The following is a 22308-nucleotide window of genomic DNA, read 5'->3' as shown; positions in this document are numbered from 1 at the left end:
TTTTATTTTTGAAGATACGCCGCGTGTTTACTTGCGCGGCGCCTTCATCGGTTTGCCCTTGCCGCCGCGACTGCCGCGGCAGATTTCCAGGCGTTCGCCTTTCAGCTTGCCGGCAACGCCTTCGACGACCGGGATGACCTCTTCCAGCGCCGTCTTGCCGGGAGCGGCGTCGATCAGCTTGAGGCCGCGGCCCTTGGCCAGCAGGCGGACTTCCTCGATGTTGAAGACCAGAGCGCGGCCATCCTTGGTCACGCAGGCGATTTCGCCTTCGGCCGGGGCCGGCATGAAGATGGCCGGGGCTTCGCCGTCGCCGAGCGTCAGGAAGGCCTTGCCGGCCTTGCCGCGCGACAGGAAGTCGCTGCCCTGGCAGCGGAAGCCGTAGCCACCGTCGGCGGCGACCAGATAGCGCTTGTCGGGCGAGACGGAGAGGGCAAGGCAGAGCTTGCCGCCATCCTGGAAGTCGATCACCGAAGTGGCCGGCACGCCATCGCCCTTGCCGCCGGGAATGTCGGCGGCGGAAATGGAATAGGCGCGGCCGAGGTGGTCGAGGATGATCAGCGAATCGACCGTCCGGCAGGGCAGGCAGGCGAGCAGGCCGTCACCGGAACGGAAGGTCAGCTGGGTCGGGTCGATGTTGTGGCCGGTGCGCGAACGCAGCCAGCCATGCTTGGAGACAATCAGCGTCGTTGGTTCATCGACGATGGACACCGTCTTGGCATCGGACATCGTGACCTTGGCGTCGGCTTCGATCAATGTCCGGCGGTCGTCGCCGTACTTCTTGGCATCAGCCTCGATTTCGGCCGCGACGCAGGCGCGCAGGGCTTCTTCGGAGTCGAGCAGTTTGTTCAGGCCGGCCGCTTCTTCGCGCAGCTTGGCCAGTTCTTCACCGATCTTGATGCCTTCCAGCCTGGCCAACTGACGCAGGCGGATTTCGAGAATGTCTTCAGCCTGGATTTCCGACAGCTTGAAGTGCGCCATCAGGTCGGCCTTGGGATCGTCCGATTCGCGGATGACCTTGATGACGCGGTCGATGTCGAGCAGGATGGCCTGCCGGCCTTCGAGGATGTGGATGCGCTTTTCGGCGGCGGTCAGGCGATGGCGCGTGCGGCGCTCAACGGTGGTCAGCCGGAAGCGGCACCACTCGGCGATCATGCTGTACAGCGAGGCCTGACGCGGCGTGCCATTGACGCCGAGGATCGTCAGGTTGATCGAAGCGTTGGTTTCAAGGCTGGTGTGGGCGAGCAGCATGCGGACCAGATCATCCTGCCCCTGGCGCGACGAGGCGGGTTCGATGACCAGGCGCACGGCATGTTCCTTGCCTGATTCGTCACGCACGCCGCTTTCCGAGATGGACGACAGGAAGGCGGCTTTCAGGTTCAGCTGTTCCGGCGTGAACACCTTCTTGCCGGCCTTTTCCTTGGCAACCGGGTTGGAGCAGGCCTCGATTTCCGACATCACCGTGGCCGTCGACACGCCCGGCGGCAGTTCGGTGATGACCAGCTTCCATTGGCCGCGGGCCAGGTTTTCGATTTTCCACTTGGCGCGGACGCGCAGGCTGCCGCGGCCGCTGCGGTAGGTGGCGGCGATTTCCTCGGGCGAAGAAATGATCTGCGCGCCACCCGGGTAATCCGGTCCGGGGATCGTCGCCAGCACGTCGTCTTCGCTGAAATCGGGATTCCTGATCAGATTGACCGCGGCATTGGCCACTTCGCGCAGGTTGTGCGCGGGGATTTCTGTCGCCATGCCGACGGCAATGCCGGAAGCGCCATTCAACAGCGCAAAGGGCAGACGGGCCGGGAGCAGGGCGGGTTCGTCGTTGGCGCCATCGTAGTTGGGCTTCCAGTCGACCGTGCCTTCGTCGAGTTCGGCCAGCAGCAGTTCGGCAATCGGCGTCAGGCGCGCTTCGGTGTAGCGCATGGCGGCGGCGTTGTCGCCGTCGCGCGAGCCGAAATTGCCCTGGCCATCGACAATCGGGTAACGCAGGCTCCAGTCCTGCGCCATGCGGACCATGGCATCGTACACCGACGAATCGCCGTGCGGGTGATATTTACCGATCACGTCACCGACGACGCGGGCCGACTTCACATGGCGCGGGCTCTTGTACAGGCCCATCCGGTGCATGGCGTAGAGGATGCGGCGCTGCACCGGCTTCTGTCCATCGGCGGCCGAGGGCAGGGCGCGGCCGGTGACGACGCTCATGGCGTATTCGAGATAGCGGCGGGCGGCGTAGTCGGCCGGCGAGGGGATGTCGCTGGCCGGGCCGTTGGCCGAGGGCGGCAGATCCGGCGGCGTTCCCGATTGCTCGGCCGAGGGCTCCAGTTCGGTTTCGGGGGCCGGCAAGTCGGTAAGCGGCTGGGCAGTTTCGTTGCCAGTGGCGAGCGGGGCGTTTGGGTCGAAGAGGTTCAATTGGTCGGTCATGCTGTTCGGCGTAGGAGTTCTTTCCGTGAGCGCGCGATCTTACTCGAAGTTACTGACCGCGGCGTTGCCAGCCCGGTCAGTCAGGCGAATGGCGGGCGATCATTTCCTTGAGTTGGGCGCTATGGATGGGTTTGGCCAGGAAATCGTCCATACCGGCTTCGAGGCAGGCCTGACGGTCGGCTTCGGTGGCATTGGCCGTCATGGCGATGATCGGCATGTGCCGGTTGCCCGATTCCATCTCGCGAATCCGCCTGCTTGCCTCCAGACCGCCCATGACCGGCATCTGCATATCCATCAGAATCAGGTCGAAATGCCGATCTTGCAGAATGTCCAGGGCCTCCTGGCCATCGCAGGCCAGGCTGATTTGATGCGACCAGTTATGCAGCATTTTGGCCGCCACCTTCTGATTGATCGGGTTGTCCTCGACCAGCAGGATCTCAAGGCTGCGTGGCTCTATAGCCGGAGTGGCCGACGGTGCAGCATCCTCGGCCGGCATTTCCGTAGCAATCGGCAGCTTGATCGTAATGAAAAAGGTGCTGCCCTGGCCGGGCGTGCTCTCGACGCGGATTTTGCCCTGCATCAAGTCAAGCAGGCGGTTACAGATCGAGAGCCCGAGCCCGGTGCCGCCATAGCGCCGGGTCGTTGAAGTATCGGCCTGGGTAAAGGCTTCAAAAACGGCATCGAGCTTGTCGGCGGCAATGCCGATGCCCGAATCCTCGACAGTAATTTGCAGGGGGCAATAGCCGGTATCGGCACCGGGCAGGACTTCGGCGCGCAGTGAAATACGTCCGGCCTCGGTGAATTTGATCGCATTGCCGACCAGGTTGAGCAGAATCTGGCGCAATCGAGCCGGGTCGCCAATGAGATGCTGCGGCACACCGGGGGCAATCTCGGCGACGAGTTCTAGCTGCTTCTCGCGGGCGCGGGCCGAGACTGTCTGCAGGCATTCCCGAAAGAGGTCGGCAATGGCAAACGGAATTGCCTCCAGTTCAAGCTTGCCGGATTCGATCTTGGAGAAGTCAAGAATATCGTTGATGACATCCAGCAAATGCTCAGCCGAGATCCTGATGATGCCGAGTTGCTCGCGCTGCTCAGCGTCCAGCGGGGTGTCGAGCAGAAGGTCGGTCATGCCGATGACGCCGTTCATCGGGGTCCGGATTTCATGGCTCATGTTGGCCAGGAACTGCGATTTGGCAATGCTGGCGTCTTCGGCCACTTCCTTGGCCGTTTTCAATTGCAGCTGCGTGGCATGAATGAGGCGCAGGAAACGCCACGACAGCCCGGTAACGCCCAGGATAACCAGCCCGATCAGGATGAACTGCAGGCGCCGCATGTTGCTCTGCTGACTGGCGTGGCGATCTTCCAGCTGGAGCAGGCTGTTGTGGCCGGCAAAGAACAGCCGGTTGGCATTTTCGTTGAGGCGGAAGAAGAACGAGGGAATGGTCTTGTATTGCAACTGGATCGATGCCGTGGCCGCTTCAAGGCAGGCCGGTTTGTTCAGGCCGCATTGATCTCGCTGTTCAAGGGCGGCAATCAAGGCCCTGGCACGCTGATTGATCTGCTCGATGTAGGGCGCGATTTCAATGACTTCCAGCACCGCGGCCGAACTTTTTTCCTCGGGCATGTAGCGATATTCGCGGACCATTTCGTCCTGACCCTCGATATTCAGGGCCAGGCGCTTTGTGACCACGCCACCGCTGTGCAGTACTTCGATGGCGCCAGCCAGCTCCTGTGAGTCGAGGTCGATCTGCTGCAGCAGACGCTTGCGCGCAGCGAGGTTGGCCGTTGACAGCTGGAAGAAGACGCTTTCGATGTTGCGCACGGAATTGACGATGTGTTCGCCGATTGAGAGCCGGGCCCGTTCATTGCTGCGGCGCCGCTCAAGATCTGCAATCAGGTTGGTGGTGATTTCGCTGATCGCGACCACGGCCATCAGGCCGAAACAAAGCAGCGCGATCAGCCAGAGCGTTGCGCGCTTGCTGGAAAATGACGTGGGGCGGTCGGCGGTTTCCGTCATCAACAAGGTTTAGCGGGTGCGGTTGTCGAGAAAACCGTATTTGCGAAAGATGGCCTGACCTTCCGGGGATGCCGCGAAGTCGATGAACTTCTGGGCAAGCGCCGGGGACTTGGAAAAATTCAATTGAATCAGGAGCAAGGCCTGTGGCGCGGCAAGCTTGGTATCAAGGTCGATGACCTCAAGATGCGGCGCGTTGTCCGGAAAGAAGGCGGTTGCCCGCCAGTTCAGCGCAATATCGCCTTCGCCGCGGCGCAGGCTCAGGTTGATCGCCCGCGAATCCGGCATCATCAGCGCCGCCTTGGCGACGGCTTTCGGGTACATCCTGGCACCATCAAGCACCCGTTTGCTCTCCTGGCCGATGCTGCCGCTTTCGACATTGCCAAGAATCAACACCAGATCCTTGCGCAGCAATTCCTTCAAGTCAGCCTTGACCTGCTTCGGGTTGCCCTTGGGAACGACGATGGAAACCTGGTTGTAGCCGACCAGCTTGTGATAACCAAGCAGGCCCTCGGCCTGATGACGCGCCCGATACGATGGTTCGCCCGGGAAGTAAATGTCGCCAAGCTGGCTGCGTTTGGCACTCTGGTACAGGTCTTCGGAACCACCCTGGGAAATGGTGATGCGTACCTTTTCCGTCTGCTCGAACTGTCGGGCCAGTTCGGTGATTGGCCGCACCATCGTGATGCCGCAATAAATCAGCAGTTCCTTTTCCTGGGCCTGAGCGGATGGCAGGGAAAAAAGCAGCGCGATGAACAGGCAACGGCCAAACAGTTTTTTTAAGAGCATGGTTCCTCCCGATAGCAGCCTTCCATTGTACGACCGGCCTTGAGTCAGAGCGACATCCCGCAGGAGATTACGGGGCAAGTCCGGTTTATTTCGTATCCGTGCGAAGTCCGCTGGACGGAGCGCCCGGCGGCAGGCTGAATTCGGCCCGCTTGGGCAAAACGGCCGCTGCCCATGTTTTGAGTGATCGTCCGGAAAGGTTGCCGCGCCACTTGATGGCGGAGCGATCAGCCCTTCCTTTGCTCTAGCGAGGCGAGTAGGCTATCTGAAACCATTCGGCATGCTGCGGCGACAGAAGCTTGGCCCGGTCGGCCAGTGGTCAGTTCGGAGCTTGCTTCCGATGACGAACCTCATCGAATCAGAGGGCATCATGTATCAGCGCGACACCTCCCTGACGACCGACCAGAAGGCGCTGGCGGTCAATCTCGACCCGTTCAAATACGGCTCCATCGTCGAAATCGGTGCCGGGCAGGAAGTGGCGCGCCGCTTCTTCAAGGTTGGGGCGGCCGCCGGCACCATCGCCAAGACCATGTCGGCCTACGACATGGCGATCAGCGACGATATTTACGGACACGTGCACCGCTATGTCAGTCGCGACCGCCTGCTGCAGATGCTGGATACCGAATTCCGGCAAGTGGTGGACCACCTGACCCCGCTGCGCGCCAAGAACACCACCTTCTTCGCCTACGCCGCCACCGTCACGGCGCGCAGCTTCAAGCAGAAGAACGAATGCCATGGCTGGGTCGGCATCCGTCTGCAACTTCATCCCGGCGCGCCGCCCAGCGACGTCATCCTGCATGTCCGCATGCTCGACAACGACAATGTCCATCAGGCCGACGCCCTCGGCATCCTTGGCGTCAACCTCATCTACGGCGCCTGCTTCAATCACGAACATCCGGAATGGGTGATCGAAGGGCTGGCCGACGGCCTGACTCAGGAACGCATGGAGGTCGACCTCATCCACTTCTCCGGGCCGCACTTCGAAGAAGTCGAAAACCGCCTGATGAACCTGCATCTGATCCGCAGCGGCCTGACCCCGGCCGTCGTCTTCAATCCCGACGGCAATATCGTCGTCCCTGGCGATCTCTTTCATAGCAAGCCAGTCATGGTCATGCGCGGCGACTACAAGCCGGTCACCTGCATCGACGTCGACATGATTTCCGCCGGCCTCAAGCAGTTCAGCCAGCTTGCTGCGGTAGATGAAAGCGACATCGTTTCGCTGGCCGAAATGACCCTCAGCTCGCTGCTCAGGGGCGACCGGCTCGACGGCACCGATTTCCTGGCCCGTGTCGATCTGCTCGCCTCGCTCGGCTACACGGTGATGATTTCGGACTACGTGCGCTATTTCCGGCTACGCGCCTATCTCCGGCGCTATACCCAGAAGCCGATCGGCATCGTGCTCTCGGTACGCGAATTCGAGGTGCTGTTTGACGAGAAATTCTACGACTCGCTGGAAGGCGGCATCCTCGAAGCCTTCGGCAAACTCTTCCCGGACAACACCCACGTCTACGTCTATCCGGTGCGCCTGTGCGCCGAGCAAGGATCGAAGCTGATCACGCTGGCCAACGTTGAAGTGCCAGCCAACCTGTCGCATCTGCTGGCCCACCTCGTCGAAAACACCAAGCTGCTCGCCGTCGAGCCGGTCGACGACAGCCACCTCTGCATCGACGCCCGGGAAGTCCTGTCCAGCCTGCAACACCACCGCAGCGACTGGCAAAACTGTGTGCCCGAAGGCGTCGCCCGGCTGATCGTCGAAAAGCGGCTGCTCGGCTACGACAGCCGCTAGCGGCGGGGCTTCAAGCCTTGGCGCGGTCCCGCTTGGCCGAAGGTGCCGCCGCCCGCTGGGCCGCCAGGCGCTTCAGTAATTCCGCCGCCGGCTCATCGGCCGGGTCTTGCGGTACCAGTTCGCCCCGGAAAGCCTTGGCGAGCAGGGCCGGCGTCAATTGGCCGACCTGCTGGCGGGCCGTGGCGAGCCGGGCTTCGAGGCGGTCGGCGAAGGCGAAGAGGAGCTGGATGCGGCGGACGATTTCGGTTTGTTCGGGGAGCGAGGGCAGTTGAATTTCAAAGTTTGCCAATGCAACACCTGTCAGGTGCTTGATTGTCGTGCCGGTGAACAAATCCTCAAGGGTGTTGTTGTCGGCTGCGAATTTCAGTGAAAACGCAAGCCACTGTGACAAAAGCCTATTAGGGTCTGGTCTGACGCGGTGCAATGCCTTTTGAAAGATATATCGTTCATTTTCACCTTCCCAAATGGCACAACGGCCAGGCTCACCACCCTCGCAGATAAGAAGGTCGCCAGTTTTAACCAACAGTGCATCCCGTTCGCTGTCTTCGATCCGCATTTCTTGGATGTCGTTCAAATCAAAGTCAAACCACCGAACGTTCACATTCCGTAAATATGGGGTAAGGCTGCCGCTGTTCTTGCCTTTGTCCAGCATTTTTCCTAAACGGGAAGTCGCAACTGTTAATAGTTTTGCTTTGGGATAAGGGTAAATTTCTGTATCCCCCGTAGCCAAACGCCAATCCTCAGTCAGCCGTCCCGAAGTGGCGGCGGCGAGGATAGATCGGCGGAAGCGTTTGAGCAGGGCCGGGAGGTGGTCAAGGCGGTCGCGGCAGGCATCCACCCGCGCTAGCACGCTGTCGAGTTTGTCGGCGATGCGTTTTTGTTCGGGGAGCGGGGCGAGGGGGACTTTCCAGTCTTTAATGACTGCTTGCGAAATGTTGGGTTGTGCACCGCCTTTTCCCGCTTCGACAAAGGCTTCTTTTTGTGAGCAGAGAAAGTGGTACAGGTATTCCTTTGTCGTTGCTTCGGCGTGCGGAATCCCAACGGCGCAGGCTTGGTTGGTCGTGGCCGGGATGCCGAGAATGCTTGTTTTGCCAATCGTGGCGCCATACATCGCGATTGCAACGGAGCCGGCAGGGAATAGCTTGGCGCTGGACTTGGAAAGACCTTCCACCGAAATGGATTCTTCGGTTGAACTAACAAAGCGTGGCCCAAGCTCTCCTGTTTTGATCCATGGAATGCCGCCACCGTAATAGCTCGGTTCGCTTCGTGAGGGGGTGCCGCCAGAGCCCCAGGCTGCAATTTCGCCGAGGGTTGTCTGTGTCCAGCCGGCTGGCTGATCGCTCATTCGGCTTCCTCCTCTGTGGTTTGCGCTGCGTCAGCGGCGCTTGCCGCTGCACCCTCACCCCCGGCCCCTCTCCCCTGAAGGGAGAGGGGAGTGGTGGTGGCGGTTTTAGCCCCTCCCCCGTCCGGGGGGAGGGGTTGGGGAGAGGGCGCCGTGGCATTCAGCATTTCCCAAAGCCGTTCAAGCACAGCTTCTTGCTGCTGAGTCCATTCGTTGTTCCAAATGCGAAATACCCGGTAGCCTTCAGCATTTAGCCATGCATCGCGCGGCGTGTCGTAGGCAACCGCCTCTGCATGCTGACTGCCATCAAGTTCAACAATGAGTTTTGCCGACAGGCAGACGAAATCGACGATAAACGGGCCGATGACTTGTTGGCGGCGAAACTTGAAGCCGGCGAAACGATGCCCGCGGACTACTTTCCAAAAAGTTTGCTCAAAAGGCGTGGCGTTGACTCGTAGTTCGCGGGCGCGGTCGCGTTTGGCTTGATTGATCATTCCGCGTGACCCAACTCCGCCAAAATCGCCTGCAATTCAGCCAGTGCGCCTTCCAGTTCGCCCATCGCTTCCTGCGCCAGCACGGCGGGTTCGGGCAGATCGGCGGCGTCTTCGGCGTTGTCGTCTTTGAGCCAGGCGATGTCGAGGCTGTCGGCGCGTTCCCTGATCCATTCGCGGCTGAAGCGGCGGAAGCGGCCGGTTTCGCCTTGGTCGATGCGTTGGTGGTGGGGCGCCCCCTCTCCCCCGGCCCCTCTCCCCGCTGGGGCGAGGGGAGTGGTGGTGTTGGTCTCGGCGCTTGGATGGGCGAGGGGAGAGGTGGTGCTGGGGATGGTGGCGGCTTTAGCCCCTCCCCCGTCCGGGGGGAGGGGTTGGGGAGAGGGCGGCGTGCCGGCAAAGGCGGCTTCAAATTCGGCGAAGTGCCGGCGGGTAAGCGGGGTGCGTTTGCCGAAGCGGGGCATGTTGGCGCGCAGGTCATAGACCCAGACTTCCTTGGTGCCGCCGCTGGCGTGTTGGCTTACTTTGTCGAAGAAGAGCACGTTGGTCTTGACGCCCTGGGCGTAGAAGATGCCGGTGGGTAGGCGCAGGATGGTGTGGAGATTGCATTTGTCCATCAGGTCGCGGCGGATGTCGGCGCCGACGCCGGCTTCGAAGAGGACGTTGTCGGGCAGCACGACAGCGGCGCGGCCGCCATCCTTGAGGTGCCGGACGATGTGCTGGACGAAGGCGAGTTGCTTGTTGCTGGTGCTGTGGGTGAAGTCGTCGCGGGTCGGGCCGCCGCCGCCTTTGGCGGTGCCGAAGGGCGGGTTGCTGAGGATGATGTCGCTTTTGGGCAGGCTGCTGCCGGCGTTGCCGAGGGTGTTGCCGAGGTGGATGACACCTTCGGCATCGCCTTCCATGCCGTGCAGCAGGCAGTTCATCAGGGCGAGCCGGCGGGTGCCGGGGACGAGTTCCATGCCGATGAAGGCCTGGTTACGCTGGAATTCGCGTTGTTTGTCGTTGAGGTCGTAGAGGTTGTCGGTCTTGGCCTTGATCCAGGCGTCGGCAGCGATCAGGAAGCCGGCGGTACCGGCGGCGGGGTCTTGCACGGTTTCGCCGGCTTGCGGGTCGAGCAGGGCAACGATGGTGTCGATCAACGGGCGCGGGGTGAAGTACTGGCCGGCGCCGGATTTGGTTTCGGTGGCGTTCTTTTCGAGCAGGCCTTCGTAGAGGTCGCCGAGGCCGTCACGCTGGGCGGAGAACCAGTCGATGCCGTCAATGGCGCTGATCAGTTGCCGCAGATGGCGGGGTTCCTTGAGCCGGGTTTGGGCGTCGGCGTAGATGGCGGCGATCAGCGGGTCAGTGCTTTGCGAGAGGCCGAGCAGTGTGGCTTTGTAGTGGTTGAGCAGGTTGGCGCCATCGAGCCGGGCGATGTCCGGCCAGCGGGCGCCTTCGGGCAGCTTGTGGCCGAGCATGACGCCGCTCTGGGCGTTTTCGTGTTCCATCTTGATGAAGAGGAGCAGGACGAGTTCGGTGACGTAGTCGGAGTAGTTGATGCCGTCGTCACGCAGGACGTCACAGAGGTTCCAGAGTTTCTGGACGATTTCGTTGTTGCTCATGGGGTGGGCCTTGATGGTGATTCTTGAAGTGAAATGGTGGCGCTGTTTCCCCTCTCCCCCAGCCACTCTTCCGCAGGGGGCGAGGGGATTAGTGAGGCGGGCCAGTGGATCTGGTAGCGGGTGTTTCGCCCGCCGCCGGGGAGCTTGACCAGGCAGCCTTTGGCGAGGAGATCGGCCAGGTGACGGGTGGCGGTGGCTTTGCTGACTTTGGCGACAGCCTGGTATTGGGCGGCGCTGATGCCTTGGGCGAAGCCGCCGCGCTCGGCCTGGTCGCCGTCGAGCAGGCGGTTGAGTACCTTGATTTGTTCGGGGCCGAGGCTGTGCTGGCGGTGCTGGCGCCAGAAGTCGCTTTTGCCGAGCACGCGGTCGATCTGGTTTTCGGCGCGGGCGATGGCGTCGAGCAGGGTGGCGAGGAACCAGCTTAGCCAGGGGGTGAGGTCGAGCGCTTGTTCGTGCTCGGGCAGCGTCTGGGCGCTTTCGAGTTGTTGGTAATAGCCTTTGCGGTCGGCCAGGATGGCGACCGACATGGCGTAGAAGCGGATGCTTTCAGGTTCGCCCTGGGCTAGTGCGAGGTCGGTGAGGACCCGGGCGATGCGGCCGTTGCCGTCATCGAAGGGGTGCAGGGTGACGAACCAGAAATGGGCGATGGCGGCGCGCAGCAGGGGGTCGAGCCCGGCGTCGTTTCGGCTGGCGTTGAACCAGGCGAGGAATTCGACGACGCGGGTTTCGAGGCCCCGGCGCGGCGGGGCTTCGAAGTGCACGGTGGGGCGGTCGATTCGGCCGGAGACGACTTGCATGGCTTCGTTGCCGCGCCAGTCGCCGATGCGGATTTTGCGGCCGAGAAAGCCGTCGTCGCCGGCAAACAGCCAGGTGTGCCATTGTTTGAGGCGGGTTTCGTCGAGGGGGGCTTCGAGGTTGGTGGTGGCATCCCACATCATTCGGGCAAGGCCTTCGCTGCCCGGCTCCGGCCGGTTGTCGTCGGCTTGCAGCCCGAGCCTGCGGGCCAAGCTGGAGCGCACGGAGGCGACATTGAGGCGTTCGCCTTCGATGGCGCTGGAGTTGATGATGTTCTGGAGCAGGGTGTCGAGATTGAATTCGGCGCGCAGGGTTTCGTCACCGGCCCGGGTGCGCCCGAGCAGGCGCCCTTGGGCGACAGCGGCCTGGCGCAGCGTCGGGGCGAGGGTTTCGGCTTGCCGGCCGAAGTTGGGCCAATCGGGGTGTTGCCAGATCCAGCGGGGCATGGGGGCGGCTGATGTTTAGGTCGATGAGCCGAATGTTAGCATTATTCGGCTCACCAAATGAGCCGATGCGTGGGCTTGTTCGGCTCAGGAGGCGTCAATTACCGCGCTTGAGGTCGCGGTAGAAATTTTCATGTGGGCCGAGTGCTTCTAGATAGACCAGCCTGACTTCGTCATCGAGCGTGTAGCCGAGCAAATAGAGTTGGCCCTGGCTGCGAAATTTGTGGACCAGCAAGTCAGCCAGATCGCCTTTTTTGCGTTCGCCAATGCCCGGGGTGGCGGCGACTTCCTCAACGGCGGTATCGACATCGGCCGCTATGTTGTCGTGAAGTTTTTTGTACTGTCTGGCAAAGCGGCGGGTCTGGCGAACGCCATAGCTCATGCCCCACGACTCCTTGGTACGAAGGGGGTGCTTTGCTCCCGGGGTTCGGCCATGGCGGCAAAGGATTCGGCAATGAAGCTTACTGGCAGGTCAGGGTTATCAAGGGCAGCGCGCCCGAGTTTTGCCCAGTATTCAACCTGGCCGGCGATGGTCCGGTGCTCGGCGGCGGCATCGGCTTTGGCCAGGTCGTAGAGCGTTTGGTCGATGCGGATGGATGTGGTGGTCGACATTGGAACCTCTTGCTACATTTGTGGTAAATCAGGATAGCACGCCAGGTGCAGGCGTCAAGTCAGGCCGCATTTGGCCAAAGCCCTTCGGCGAGCGCGGTCAGTACGTTGTCGAGCTTGCCGCCGAGCATGGCGTCGAGCCGTTTGGCGCCACCGTCGGTGGCGAAGGCGCGGTTGACGAATTGCTGGTCGATGACGACTTCGTGGTGCAGTTGCTTGGCGAGACGGTCGAGCCATTTTCGCTGCACGGTGCTCCAGGCGGTGAGGGTGTAGATACGCTGCATGGCCCGGGCGACGCGTTGTTCAAAAGGTTGCAGGGCTTCGCCGAGCGCGGCCTGGCGGATGTAACCGATGATGCTGGCGGCGATGTCCTGGTTGCTGCGGTTGCGCCAGGCGGTTTGCAGGCGGGCTTCGGAGTAGCCGTGTTCATCAAGGAGCAGGCGGACTTCGCGCAGTTGCTCGCGGGAGAGGTCTTTCGGGCGATTGACGACGACGGCCAGTGCGGCGGACTGGTTGAGTTGCTGGTGAATGAAGTGGTTGAAACTGTCGAGATAGTCCTCGGGCTTGTTGTAGTCGCCGTAGCTTTGTTCGCGGGCGAGCAGTTCGTCCTTGTGGCCGGAGATGATGGGCTTGTAGGTGCTGCCGATCATCAGCCGGATGCCTTCGACCTGGGCGATCAGCGTTTTATGCTGATTCAGAAAGTCGAGGGCGGCTTTGGGCCCTTGTTCGCGCAGGTGCTTGTGCAGGATGGCGGGGGCGACGCCCCAGTGTTGCTCGAGTTCGTCCAGCCGGGTTTTTAGCGCTGGCTTTTTCTCGGCCTGATGGGTGGCGCTGCGCAGGATGCGCATAAGTTTCTGGCTGATGGCGTCGAGCACGTCGTGGGCGTGGGTCTGGCCCTTGCGGCTGCCGGGGGCGGTGTGGCTGAGCGGGTTGTCGAGTTCGCCGACCAGTTGTTCGAGCGTGATGTTCGGGTCTTTGACCAGCGGCTGCATGGTGTTGACGGCTTCAAGTGCCTGGTAGATGCCGACCGGGTCGTAAATCTTGAAAACGGTTTTGCCGATGTCGTCGCAGCGGCGCGTGGCGCGGCCGATCATCTGTTCGTAGAGGATGCGGGAGCGAACACGGCGCAGGAAGACGATGTGGCTGATGGCGGGTACGTCGATGCCGGTGGTCAGCAGATCGACGGTGATGGCGATGCTTGGAAAACGCTCGTTCTTGTAGCGGGCGATCAGTTGCTTGATCTTGTCTGACTGGCCGGTGATCTTGCGCACGGCGGCCTCGACGTATTCGTCGCCGTAGAGGGCCTTGAAGGCGGCGTCGAGCAGGCGCTTGACCATGTCGGCATGGAGGTCGGTGGCGCAGAAGATCAGGGTTTTTTCTTCGCCGAAGGGGTCGAGTTCCTGGGCTAGTTGCTCGCAAATGACGCGGTTGAAGTCTTCGTTGATGACGCGGCGGTTGAAGCTGTCGACGTCGAATTTGAGTTCGTCTTCGAGTTCCGATTGCTCGATTTCGCCGGTGCCAAGGTCGATGGCGCTGACTTGCTCTCCCTTGGCGAACTTGATGCCGTGCTTGCTGAGCAGGGTTTCGTAGCGGATCGGCGGTTCGTGGTCGATCAGCCAGTCGTCGGCGACGGCTTCGCGGTAGGAGTAGGTGTAGACCGGCCGGCCGAAGATGTCGCTGGTGTGCTTGGCCGGCGTGGCGGTCAGGGCGATCCGGGTGGCGTCGAAGTAGTCGAGCACACGGCGGTAGGTGGAGAGGTATTGCGCCTGGTCGCGCACCTGCAGTTCGCCTTCGGACATCTCCTGGTCGAGCGTGTAGCCGCGGTGGGCTTCGTCGATGATGATGCAGTCGAACTCGTCGATGCCGGGCGGGGTGTCGGACTGGAAGATACGCTTGACCATGGCCTGCACGGTGGCGACCTGGATGCGGGTTTCGGCCTCTGCCGCCATGTCGCCCATTTCGGCGATGTTGTAGGCCTTGGAGAGCGGCAGGTTTTGTTCGAGCGTGGCTTCGTCGAAGTTTTCCTGCGCTTGCTGACTGAGGGCGCTGCGGTCGACCAGAAAGAGGATGCGCCGGAAGCGTTCGGTTTTGAGGAACCGGTACATCAGGCCAATGATGGTGCGCGTCTTGCCCGTGCCGGTAGCCATTGCCAGCAGGCAATCGGATTGGCCGGCGGCAAGCGCTGTTTCGACGGCCTGAATGGCGCGTTCCTGATAGTTGCGCAGGTGGAGGTAGGCGAAGCCTTCTTGCTGCAGCCGGGTTTCGGCGGCGCTCTTGTTGCGCGTCAGCATATCCAGCAGGCCGGCCGGGGTGTGGAAGTCCATCAATGGCCGGGCGAGGTTGGCCGGGTTGCGGACGTCGCGGAACCAGGTGCCGCTTTGTTCGGCCAGTTGTTGCAGGTAGGGCCGGCTGTTGCTGGAATAGACGAATGGGACTTCGAAGTGGCTGCCCTGGGCGTCGGGCCAGCCGGCGGCAAGGCCTTCGAGTTGCCAGGCGGGCAGGGCGATCGGCAATTGCCGGTAGCCGCGCGAGTAGCGTTCGGCCTGCGGAATCTTGCCGGCAACATTGGTGTTTTCGCGCTTGGCTTCGACCACGGCGATGGGTGTCAGGCCGGCGAACAGCACATAATCGGCGGCTTCATTGCCGAGCGTCGGCCATTCGGCGATTGCGCGGTTTTTGCCTTTTTCCGGGCGGCTGCCTTTGGCGTAGGTGATTTCCTGAGTGTCGGCCTGCCAGCCGGCTTCGATCAGTTGCTGGTCGATCAGGATGCGGGTGAGTTCTTCATTGAGGCTGAGTTGCTGGCTGGCGGCATGGGTGCTTTGGCTGACTTGTTGCGCCGATTTCTGGCTGGCTTCGAGCTGGCCTTGCAGGGTTTGCAGGCGGTGCTCGAATTCCTGTTTGACGCGATCCAGCGTGGCTGCCTGTTCTTCGGCCAGACTTTGATAGGTGCGGGCTTCGGCGTCCATTTGACTGGCTAGGACGGCATATTCCTCTTTTTCGCGGGCGATCAGTTCGGCGAGTTGCTGTTTGCTTTCGAGGGCGGCGTTTTGGCTGCCGACTTCGGCGCGCAGTTGGTCAATTTCGCTTTGCAGCTGGCGCACCGCAAGGCTGGGATCGGCTGGCGGCAGGAAAGGACCGGGCCGGAAACTGGCACCGGCCTTGCCAAAGGAATGGTGAAACCAGATGGCCAGTGTCCGGGCGACTTTGAGGCCATCCATGGCTTCCTTGTGCCGGGTGCGGAACTGGTGGGTGGCTTTGTTGCCCTCAATGCGCAGGATATGAAACATCTCGCGGATGGTAGGGTCGAGGCGGATTTCGCGATTGAGCCGGAACAGCAGGTCGGCTTGCGTGGTTTCGCTGTCGAACTCGATACCGCTGCGGGCCGCGATGTCCTGGGCCAGCGCTTCGCCCAACTGACGCAGCTTGATCAGCGTGGTATTGGGGTCGGCGGCGAAGACCTGCTCGGCGGTGGCGGCCAGTTGCAGGAAAACGGGATCATGTTCGGCGAGAAAGGCGAAATTGCTGGAAATGGTCAGGCCCCGGCTTCAGTGGTGGTCACTTGCATATGACATGGCTGGGAATTTAACGCACTTTCATGCTGCGGGGGCAGTTCGTTGGCTTTCCGGGATGCCGCTTGTCCGGTGCAACATGATGAATTGTAAAAATCCTTTCATGTAAATTCACCAAACCTGTCGTCGAATGCCACTACCATGAAGCTGCGCTCGGTCATTCGTTACCGGTGGCGTATTTGTTCAATCAGCCACACAGGAGAAATCGCATGGGAATTTTCAGCAACATTTTGGCCAAACTGGGTTTTGGCGATGAGAAGAAGGAAGTGGTTGCCGAGGCAGCGCCAGCCGCCGTCGAGGCGCCCGTTGCTGCAGCGCCGGTGGCGATCAGTGCCGTCGATGTCGTGGCCAAGCTGGAGTCGTTGGCGAGCGCGCATGCCGAAAACCTCAATTGGAAGGTGTCCATCGTCGATCTGCTGAAACTGCTGGGTCTGGACAGCAGCCTGGCGGTGCGCAAGGAACTGGCTGCCGAACTCGGTTGCCCGGCCGATAAGATGGGCGATTCGGCGCAGATGAACATGTGGCTGCACAAGACCGTGCTGCAGAAGCTGGCTGAAAACGGCGGCAATATTCCGGCTGAACTGCTGTAATTTTCCTGCCCGGTTTCTGTTCGAAGGCCCGCTTTCTTGGCGGGCCTTATTATTTGGCGGCTCAGCCGGCGAGGCTCTCGTCGAGCAGACGTTCGCATTCGACCATCAGCGATTCGGCGATTTCCGAATGATGGTTCGGGTCGAGCGATTCCATCATTTCGTGGGCCGTGTACATGCCGGCTTCGCGCGACAGGCTGCTTTCGATCTGGCGGGCGAGCTGGTCGCTGAGGGCGGAGAGTTGCCGGCGTTCGGCGAGCGACATCTTGTTTTTTGAACGAGACAGCCAGTCGGCGGCCAGGCTGGCGCCCTGAGCTTCAGTCAGCCACTGGCCGTATTCGTAGAAGGCCGTCAGGCGCTCGGCGGCCAGCGCAAAAATCAGCGCGATGCGCATGCCGCGTTCGGTCATTGATGGAGCGGCAGCCTTCTCCCAAGTCATTTTTTCACCATCTTTTGTTATCCTGCCGCACCTTATCACGCCCGCCCGGTGGAATACCCCGAATGCCACTGAACACCCTTGAAGACCTGCGCACCGGCAAGCTGGCCGGGAGCCGGCGCATCAAATTGGCCTGCGGACTGAGTGAGTTTCCGCGCGAGATTTTCGCTTTGGCCGACACGCTGGAGATTCTCGATTTGTCGGGCAATGATCTGTCGGCCTTGCCCGATGATCTTCCGCAACTGCACAAGCTGCGCATCCTGTTTTGTTCGGACAACCGGTTCACCGAGTTGTCGGCGGTGATAGGGCAATGTGCCCAGCTGGAAATGGTTGGCTTCAAGGCCAACCAGATTCGGCAGGTGCCGGCTGCGGCATTGCCGCCCAGACTGCGCTGGCTGATTCTGACCGATAACCGGATTGCCGAACTGCCGCCGGAAATCGGCAGTTGTCTTCGCTTGCAGAAGCTGATGTTGGCCGGTAACCAATTGCGAACGCTGCCGGCCGAGATGGCAAGCTGTACCAATTTGGAACTGGTGCGTATCGCAGCCAACCAGCTTGCGGCCTTGCCGGAATGGCTGCTGTCGCTGCCACGGCTTTCCTGGCTCGCCTTCGCCGGCAATCCGTTTTGCCAGGATGCACCGGTTCAAGCTGAAGTGTCGCCCATTCACTGGGACGATCTGCAGGTCAGTCATCAACTCGGCGAGGGGGCTTCGGGCGTCATTCATCAGGCTGAATGGCGCTGTGGAGAGGGTACGCAGCCGGTGGCGCTCAAACTCTTCAAGGGCGCGATGACCAGCGACGGCTTGCCGCTCAACGAGATGAATGCCTGCATCACGGCCGGAATGCACCCGCATCTGATTCCGGTGCTCGGCAAGCTGGCGGCGCACCCGGAGGAGGCCCACGGGTTGGTCATGGCCTTGATCGATAGCAGCTTCCGCAACCTGGCCGGGCCGCCCAGCCTCGATTCGTGTACGCGTGACGTTTATCCGGAAGAGGCCAGTTTCGACCTCGACGCCGCCATTCGCATTGCACACGGCATCGCCTCGGCGGCCGAACACCTGCACGCCCAGGGCATCGTGCATGGCGATCTGTACGGCCACAATATCCTGCATGGCGATGACGGGCAGGCCCTGCTCGGCGATTTCGGCGCGGCCTCGTTTGTGCCGGCGGACAACCCGCTTGTCGCCACGGCTCTGCAGCGCATCGAAGTGCGGGCGTTTTCCTGTTTGCTCGAAGAGTTGCTGGCGCTCTCTGTGCCTAACTCTGATTTTGCGACCACAGAGACAAAGGCTGGCCCTGGGGGCGACCGGGAAAAAATCGAAAAATTGCAATCCCTGCAGGCCAACTGCGCCCAGGAAAACGTCGCAGCCCGCCCGCTGTTCGCTGAAATTGTCTCGGTGCTCGGCGCCTTAAGACTGGCCTGACAGGGCCCGCGAAATCTTGTGGCGGGCCACGGTCGGGCGCGGCACTTTTTCGTCGAACCAGCTACGCACATCCTGATCGAGGCAGATACCGTGCATGTAGTTGTAGAGCGCCTTGTTCAGTGCCTTGCCGAGGCGGTCGTGATCGACGCCGGTGGGGTCGATGAACTGCACGTCGTTCTTGGCAAATTTGCCGGGCGGCAGTGGCTGAAGCTTGATGCCGTATTCGGCCGGGTTCATGCCAACAGGCGAATGCACGGTGCAGGCGAAGCGGTGGAAATAGCCGGACTGGATGCAACCCTCGGCGAATAACTGGCGGACGTATTCCAGCGCATCGACGGTGTCTTGCACGGTTTGTGTCGGGAAGCCGTACATCAGATAGGCATGGACGAGCACGCCGGCGTCGGTGAAAGCGCGCGTGACGCGGGCGACCTGATCGACCGAGACACCTTTCTTCATCAGGTCGAGCAGGCGGTCGGAGGCGACTTCCAGACCGCCGGAAATGGCGATGCAGCCGCTGTCGGCCAGTTGCAGGCAGAGTTCCGGCGTGAAGGACTTTTCGAAGCGGATGTTGCCCCACCAGGAAATCGCCAGATTGCGCCGCTGCAGTTCCTCGGCCAACGCGCGCAGGGCTTTCGGCGGGGCGGCTTCGTCGACGAGGTGAAAACCGGTGTGGCCGGTTTCGGCGATGATCTGCTCGATGCGGTCGACCAGCACCTTGGCGCTGGCCGCGTCGTAGCGGCCGATGTAGTCGAGGCTGACGTCGCAGAAGCTGCATTTCTTCCAGTAGCAGCCGTGGGCGACAGTGAGCTTGTTCCAGTGTCCGTCTGACCACAGTCGGTGCATGGGATTGAGCATGTCGAGCAGCGACAGGTAGCGGTCGAGCGGCAGGCCATCCCAGGTCGGCGTGCCGACTTCCTCGAAGGGAACGTCCGCTTCGCCGGTGTTGAAGTAGCGGACGGCGCCATCGACGCGAGTGAAGGTGCGGACGAGGTTGAGGCGCGGGCGCTGGCCGGCCAGATACTCGAACAGCGCCAGCAGCGGCGTTTCGCCATCGTCGAGGGTGATGTAATCGAAATAGTCGAAAACGCGTGGCTCGGCCAGTTCGCGCAACTCGGTATTGACGTAGCCGCCGCCAAGCACGGTGACGATCTTCGGGTGTCTGGCCTTGATCGTCTGGGCAATGCGGAAGGCGGCATAGACCGAACCGGGGAAGGGCACGGAAATCAGCACGACCGCCGGCTGGCTGCGCTCGATGGCTTGCAGGGTCAGCGTGTCCAGCGTTGAATCGACCAGCGTTTTCGGTGCGGCCAAGGCCGTGGCCAGCGGGTTGAAGCTGGCCTGGCTCTGGGCCAGTGATTCGGCGTAGCGGACGAATTCGAAGCGGGTGTCGACCGCCTCGCGCAGCACGTCGGCCAGGTCGTTCAGGTACATCGTGGCGAGGTGCCGCGCCCGGTCCTGCACGCCGAGCGAGCCGAAAGCCCAGGCCAGCGGGTCGCCACCCTCTTCGTCAACGTAATTGTCGAGCGAGGCGAAACGTGGCCCCTCGGGCAGGAAGGCGCGGGTGCAGATGCGGTGGGCAATCGAGCTGTCACGGCCCTGCAGCAGGGCAATGGTTGGGCCGATGGAGGCGAGGTATCGGTCGAACTCGTTGAGGAAAACCTTCAGCGTATTCGAGCGCTTCTTGCCGGGGATGGCTTCGGCCGCCGCCTTGATCTTCGGCAGGCCGGCCGGGGAGAGCAGTTCGAGCACCAGGGCCAGGGCGAGATCGGTCTGTTCGGCCTGGAAGCCACGGGAACGCAGGAAGCCAGTGAGGTAGGCGGTGGCCGGGTAGGGCGTATTCAACTGCGTCATCGGCGGGATGACGGAGAGGATGCGCGGGCGGGTGGGGGCGGCAGAGGTCATTGCCCTTAGTTTACCCGTGGATGCGCAGAATCGTTTCGTACGGCTTGGTCAATTACGTTGATCAGGCGGCTCGCCAGGCGCCCATGCAGGCGATTGATCGCTGCGCTCTCGGTCAGCAATCAATCGCCTGGCTGTGGCTATTTCACATGCTGCCTTTGCGCAGATAGTTCAGGTGCCAGCTGAGTGCCTCGTCGAGCAGATGGGGCGTCTGTTTGCCCGGTGACAGGTTGAGCGAGCGCTTGTAGTAATCCATCAGCAACGGCTTGAAATTCGGATGGGCACAGTTCTCGATAATCACCTTGGCTCTTTGCTTGGGCGACAGGCCGCGCAGATCGGCCAGGCCTTGCTCCGTGACCAGCACCTGCACGTCGTGTTCGGTGTGATCGACGTGCGAGGCCATCGGCACGATGCAGGAAATCTGGCCGCCCTTGGCTTGCGATGGCGTCATGAAGATCGAAATGTAGGCATTGCGGGCAAAGTCGCCGGAGCCGCCGATGCCGTTCATGATCTGGGTGCCCATCACATGGGTCGAATTGACGTTGCCGTAGATGTCGGCCTCGATCATGCCGTTCATGGCGATCACGCCCAGACGGCGGATGACTTCCGGGTGGTTCGAGATTTCCTGCGGACGCAGGATGATGCTGTCCTTGAAGCGAGCCAGATCGGCGTTCAACTCGGTCAGTGCCGAAGGCGACAATGAAAAGGCAGTGGCCGAGGCCATGCTGAGTTTGCCGGACTTTATCATTTCCAGCATGCCGTCCTGCAGCACTTCGGTATAGGCGGTCAGGTTCTCGAACGGGCCATCGTTGAGGCCGGCGAGAACGGCATTGGCAATGTTGCCGACGCCGGATTGCAGCGGCAGCAGGTCCTTGGGCAGGCGACCTTTCTTGACCTCATGCTCGAGGAATTCAAGGATATGGCCGGCAATATCGCGGGAATTATGGTCGGGTGCCGAAAACGCCGAGTTGCGGTCCGGGCTGCTGGTTTCGACCACCGCAATGACCTTGTTCGGATCGATCTTGAAATACGGCTCGCCGATGCGGTCGCCGGTGCGAACCAGGGGGATGGGCTGGCGGTGGGGCGGCAGGTTGGTGCCGTAATAAATGTCGTGCATTCCTTCGAGCAGCGGGTTCTGCCACGAATTGACTTCGAGGATGATCTTGTCGGCCTGATCCAGCCAGGTCTTGTTGTTGCCGATGGACGACGACGGAATCAGCCGCCCGTCTTCCAGGATGCCCGAGACTTCGACCACGGCGACATCGAGCTTGCCGAGAAAGCCGAACCAGACAAACTGCGCCACGTGGGAAAGATGGATGTCGATGTATTCCATCTCACCGGCATTGATGCGCTTGCGGCAGGTCGGGTCGGACTGGTAAGGCAGGCGCATTTCGACGCCATCGACCATGGCCAGCGCACCATCCAGTTCAGGGGCGGTTGAGGCGCCGGTCCACACGCCGATCTTGAATTTGCGGCCGTGCAGGTTGGCATCCATGATGCGCTTGGCCAGTTCGGTTGGCACTTCCTTGGGATAGCCGGCACCGGTAAAACCGCTCATGCCGACATTGACTCCCGAGGGAATGAGGCTGGCCGCCTCGCTGGCCGACATGATCTTGCTGCGCAAAGCGGTGTTAAGGACGCGGGATGCTCCACCCATGGCTAAAGGCTCCTGAATAGCGTTATGAAAGAGAGGGAGTCTCCACGACCAGATCGAAAAAAAGCCCGCACGGTGGCGGGCCAAATCCAGATCCTAAGCGCATGAAGGTCTGGAGGAGACAGTGCGCAAATCTACCGAAAATACGGAAACCGAACGAACGAGATATTTTTACTCCATGCTTAAGAAAAACTAAATCGTCACGTTCGGCTCAAAAATCAGTTGGCTGGCTTCGTTTCGGCGGGAGCCGCTGCTTCGGGCGCCGGAGCCGGAGCCGGGGCTTCAGCCGGTTGGCTGGTTTCGGCCGGAGCGCTCGGCGCTGCTGCCGGCAGGCTGGGCGGCGTGGCTGGTGCCGGCAGCGTGATGGTTTCTTCTTTTTTGGTACAGGCCGAGAGGGCGACGGCCAGCAGTGCGACCATGAGCAGGGAGCGTTTCATCAGGGATATTTCCTTTCACT

17 protein-coding genes are annotated in these 22308 nt (G+C 61.4%); 3 read left to right on the top strand and 14 right to left on the bottom strand.

Going from position 1 to position 22308, the window contains the following annotated elements:
• Positions 1-27: 27 nt before the first annotated feature.
• The 3 genes from parC to KI617_RS11165 form a co-directional block, all read right to left on the bottom strand.
• Positions 28-2418, bottom strand: a complete 2391-nt coding sequence (gene parC / locus KI617_RS11175; protein WP_226446232.1) for a DNA topoisomerase IV subunit A — start codon at positions 2416-2418, stop codon at positions 28-30.
• 76 nt (positions 2419-2494) lie between these two features.
• The gene (locus KI617_RS11170) at positions 2495-4435 is read right to left on the bottom strand and encodes a hybrid sensor histidine kinase/response regulator (RefSeq protein WP_226446230.1); all 1941 of its coding nucleotides are present in this window, start codon (positions 4433-4435) and stop codon (positions 2495-2497) included.
• Between the two features lie 9 nt (positions 4436-4444).
• Positions 4445-5221 carry a substrate-binding domain-containing protein gene (locus KI617_RS11165; protein ID WP_226446228.1) on the bottom strand — a complete coding sequence of 259 codons (777 nt, stop codon included), beginning with the start codon at positions 5219-5221 and terminating at the stop codon, positions 4445-4447.
• 367 nt (positions 5222-5588) lie between these two features.
• Here KI617_RS11165 and KI617_RS11160 point away from each other — a divergent pair, with 367 nt between their 5' ends.
• Positions 5589-7004 carry a TonB-dependent receptor gene (locus KI617_RS11160; RefSeq protein ID WP_226451871.1) on the top strand — a complete coding sequence of 472 codons (1416 nt, stop codon included), beginning with the start codon at positions 5589-5591 and terminating at the stop codon, positions 7002-7004.
• 10 nt (positions 7005-7014) lie between these two features.
• On the opposite strand, the gene KI617_RS11155 is transcribed toward KI617_RS11160, so the two are convergent.
• From KI617_RS11155 to hsdR, 7 genes are all read right to left on the bottom strand, one after another.
• Positions 7015-8349, bottom strand: a complete 1335-nt coding sequence (locus KI617_RS11155; RefSeq protein WP_226446226.1) for a restriction endonuclease subunit S — start codon at positions 8347-8349, stop codon at positions 7015-7017.
• Entirely contained in the window at positions 8346-8840 is a 495-nt protein-coding gene (locus KI617_RS11150; protein ID WP_226446225.1) for an endonuclease domain-containing protein, read from the bottom strand. Before KI617_RS11150 ends, KI617_RS11155 begins: the two co-directional genes overlap by 4 nt.
• Positions 8837-10435, bottom strand: a complete 1599-nt coding sequence (locus KI617_RS11145; RefSeq protein ID WP_226446224.1) for a type I restriction-modification system subunit M — start codon at positions 10433-10435, stop codon at positions 8837-8839. The genes KI617_RS11150 and KI617_RS11145 overlap by 4 nt, the downstream gene beginning before the upstream one ends.
• Positions 10432-11676: a Fic family protein gene (locus KI617_RS11140; protein ID WP_226446223.1), complete on the bottom strand. Its 1245-nt coding sequence runs from the start codon at positions 11674-11676 to the stop codon at positions 10432-10434. Before KI617_RS11140 ends, KI617_RS11145 begins: the two co-directional genes overlap by 4 nt.
• A gap of 94 nt (positions 11677-11770) precedes the next feature.
• Positions 11771-12055, bottom strand: a complete 285-nt coding sequence (locus KI617_RS11135; protein ID WP_226446222.1) for a type II toxin-antitoxin system RelE/ParE family toxin — start codon at positions 12053-12055, stop codon at positions 11771-11773.
• A complete protein-coding gene (locus KI617_RS11130; RefSeq protein ID WP_226446221.1) occupies positions 12052-12285 on the bottom strand; it encodes a ParD-like family protein in 234 nt (77 codons plus the stop codon). The genes KI617_RS11135 and KI617_RS11130 overlap by 4 nt, the downstream gene beginning before the upstream one ends.
• A 59-nt stretch (positions 12286-12344) precedes the next feature.
• Entirely contained in the window at positions 12345-15761 is a 3417-nt protein-coding gene (gene hsdR / locus KI617_RS11125; RefSeq protein ID WP_264180075.1) for a type I restriction-modification system endonuclease, read from the bottom strand.
• A 299-nt stretch (positions 15762-16060) separates the two neighbouring features.
• Here hsdR and KI617_RS11120 point away from each other — a divergent pair, with 299 nt between their 5' ends.
• On the top strand, positions 16061-16441 hold the full coding sequence (locus KI617_RS11120) for a DUF3597 domain-containing protein (protein ID WP_226446220.1): 381 nt from the start codon (positions 16061-16063) through the stop codon (positions 16439-16441).
• Positions 16442-16502: 61 nt separating this feature from the next.
• On the opposite strand, the gene KI617_RS11115 is transcribed toward KI617_RS11120, so the two are convergent.
• Positions 16503-16877, bottom strand: coding sequence for a hypothetical protein (locus KI617_RS11115; protein ID WP_226446219.1), 375 nt, complete (start codon positions 16875-16877; stop codon positions 16503-16505).
• Between the two features lie 62 nt (positions 16878-16939).
• On the opposite strand from KI617_RS11115, the gene KI617_RS11110 reads away from it, so the two are divergent.
• On the top strand, positions 16940-18298 hold the full coding sequence (locus KI617_RS11110) for a leucine-rich repeat-containing protein kinase family protein (RefSeq protein WP_226446218.1): 1359 nt from the start codon (positions 16940-16942) through the stop codon (positions 18296-18298).
• On the opposite strand, the gene KI617_RS11105 is transcribed toward KI617_RS11110, so the two are convergent.
• The 3 genes from KI617_RS11105 to KI617_RS11095 all read right to left on the bottom strand — a co-directional run bounded on the left by KI617_RS11105 (position 18284) and on the right by KI617_RS11095 (position 22288).
• Positions 18284-20200, bottom strand: coding sequence for a B12-binding domain-containing radical SAM protein (locus KI617_RS11105; protein ID WP_226452030.1), 1917 nt, complete (start codon positions 20198-20200; stop codon positions 18284-18286). The genes KI617_RS11110 and KI617_RS11105 overlap by 15 nt on opposite strands.
• A gap of 142 nt (positions 20201-20342) precedes the next feature.
• Positions 20343-21854 (bottom strand): acetyl-CoA hydrolase/transferase family protein, encoded by a 1512-nt coding sequence (locus tag KI617_RS11100; protein WP_226446215.1) that lies wholly within the window; start codon positions 21852-21854, stop codon positions 20343-20345.
• A gap of 215 nt (positions 21855-22069) precedes the next feature.
• Positions 22070-22288 (bottom strand): hypothetical protein, encoded by a 219-nt coding sequence (locus KI617_RS11095; protein ID WP_226446214.1) that lies wholly within the window; start codon positions 22286-22288, stop codon positions 22070-22072.
• Between the last annotated feature and the right edge of the window lie 20 nt (positions 22289-22308).

The organism is Ferribacterium limneticum (assembly GCF_020510625.1).
GTDB lineage: Bacteria > Pseudomonadota > Gammaproteobacteria > Burkholderiales > Rhodocyclaceae > Azonexus > Azonexus limneticus_A.
This window is presented reverse-complemented; position numbering and strand designations above follow the sequence as displayed.

What these genes read in the sequence shown, in the direction of transcription:
- KI617_RS11155 (WP_226446226.1), bottom strand. Translation starts at nt 8,349, where the DNA reads ATGAGCGATCAGCCAGCCGGCTGGACACAGACAACCCTCGGCGAAATT.
- KI617_RS11110 (WP_226446218.1), top strand. Translation starts at nt 16,940, where the DNA reads ATGCCACTGAACACCCTTGAAGACCTGCGCACCGGCAAGCTGGCCGGG.
- KI617_RS11095 (WP_226446214.1), bottom strand. Translation starts at nt 22,288, where the DNA reads ATGAAACGCTCCCTGCTCATGGTCGCACTGCTGGCCGTCGCCCTCTCG.
- KI617_RS11145 (WP_226446224.1), bottom strand. Translation starts at nt 10,435, where the DNA reads ATGAGCAACAACGAAATCGTCCAGAAACTCTGGAACCTCTGTGACGTC.
- KI617_RS11120 (WP_226446220.1), top strand. Translation starts at nt 16,061, where the DNA reads ATGGGAATTTTCAGCAACATTTTGGCCAAACTGGGTTTTGGCGATGAG.
- KI617_RS11150 (WP_226446225.1), bottom strand. Translation starts at nt 8,840, where the DNA reads ATGATCAATCAAGCCAAACGCGACCGCGCCCGCGAACTACGAGTCAAC.
- KI617_RS11115 (WP_226446219.1), bottom strand. Translation starts at nt 16,877, where the DNA reads ATGACTTGGGAGAAGGCTGCCGCTCCATCAATGACCGAACGCGGCATG.
- KI617_RS11130 (WP_226446221.1), bottom strand. Translation starts at nt 12,285, where the DNA reads ATGTCGACCACCACATCCATCCGCATCGACCAAACGCTCTACGACCTG.
- KI617_RS11165 (WP_226446228.1), bottom strand. Translation starts at nt 5,221, where the DNA reads ATGCTCTTAAAAAAACTGTTTGGCCGTTGCCTGTTCATCGCGCTGCTT.
- KI617_RS11105 (WP_226452030.1), bottom strand. Translation starts at nt 20,200, where the DNA reads ATGACCTCTGCCGCCCCCACCCGCCCGCGCATCCTCTCCGTCATCCCG.
- KI617_RS11140 (WP_226446223.1), bottom strand. Translation starts at nt 11,676, where the DNA reads ATGCCCCGCTGGATCTGGCAACACCCCGATTGGCCCAACTTCGGCCGG.
- KI617_RS11135 (WP_226446222.1), bottom strand. Translation starts at nt 12,055, where the DNA reads ATGAGCTATGGCGTTCGCCAGACCCGCCGCTTTGCCAGACAGTACAAA.
- KI617_RS11170 (WP_226446230.1), bottom strand. Translation starts at nt 4,435, where the DNA reads ATGACGGAAACCGCCGACCGCCCCACGTCATTTTCCAGCAAGCGCGCA.
- KI617_RS11160 (WP_226451871.1), top strand. Translation starts at nt 5,589, where the DNA reads ATGTATCAGCGCGACACCTCCCTGACGACCGACCAGAAGGCGCTGGCG.
- KI617_RS11100 (WP_226446215.1), bottom strand. Translation starts at nt 21,854, where the DNA reads ATGGGTGGAGCATCCCGCGTCCTTAACACCGCTTTGCGCAGCAAGATC.
- parC (WP_226446232.1), bottom strand. Translation starts at nt 2,418, where the DNA reads ATGACCGACCAATTGAACCTCTTCGACCCAAACGCCCCGCTCGCCACT.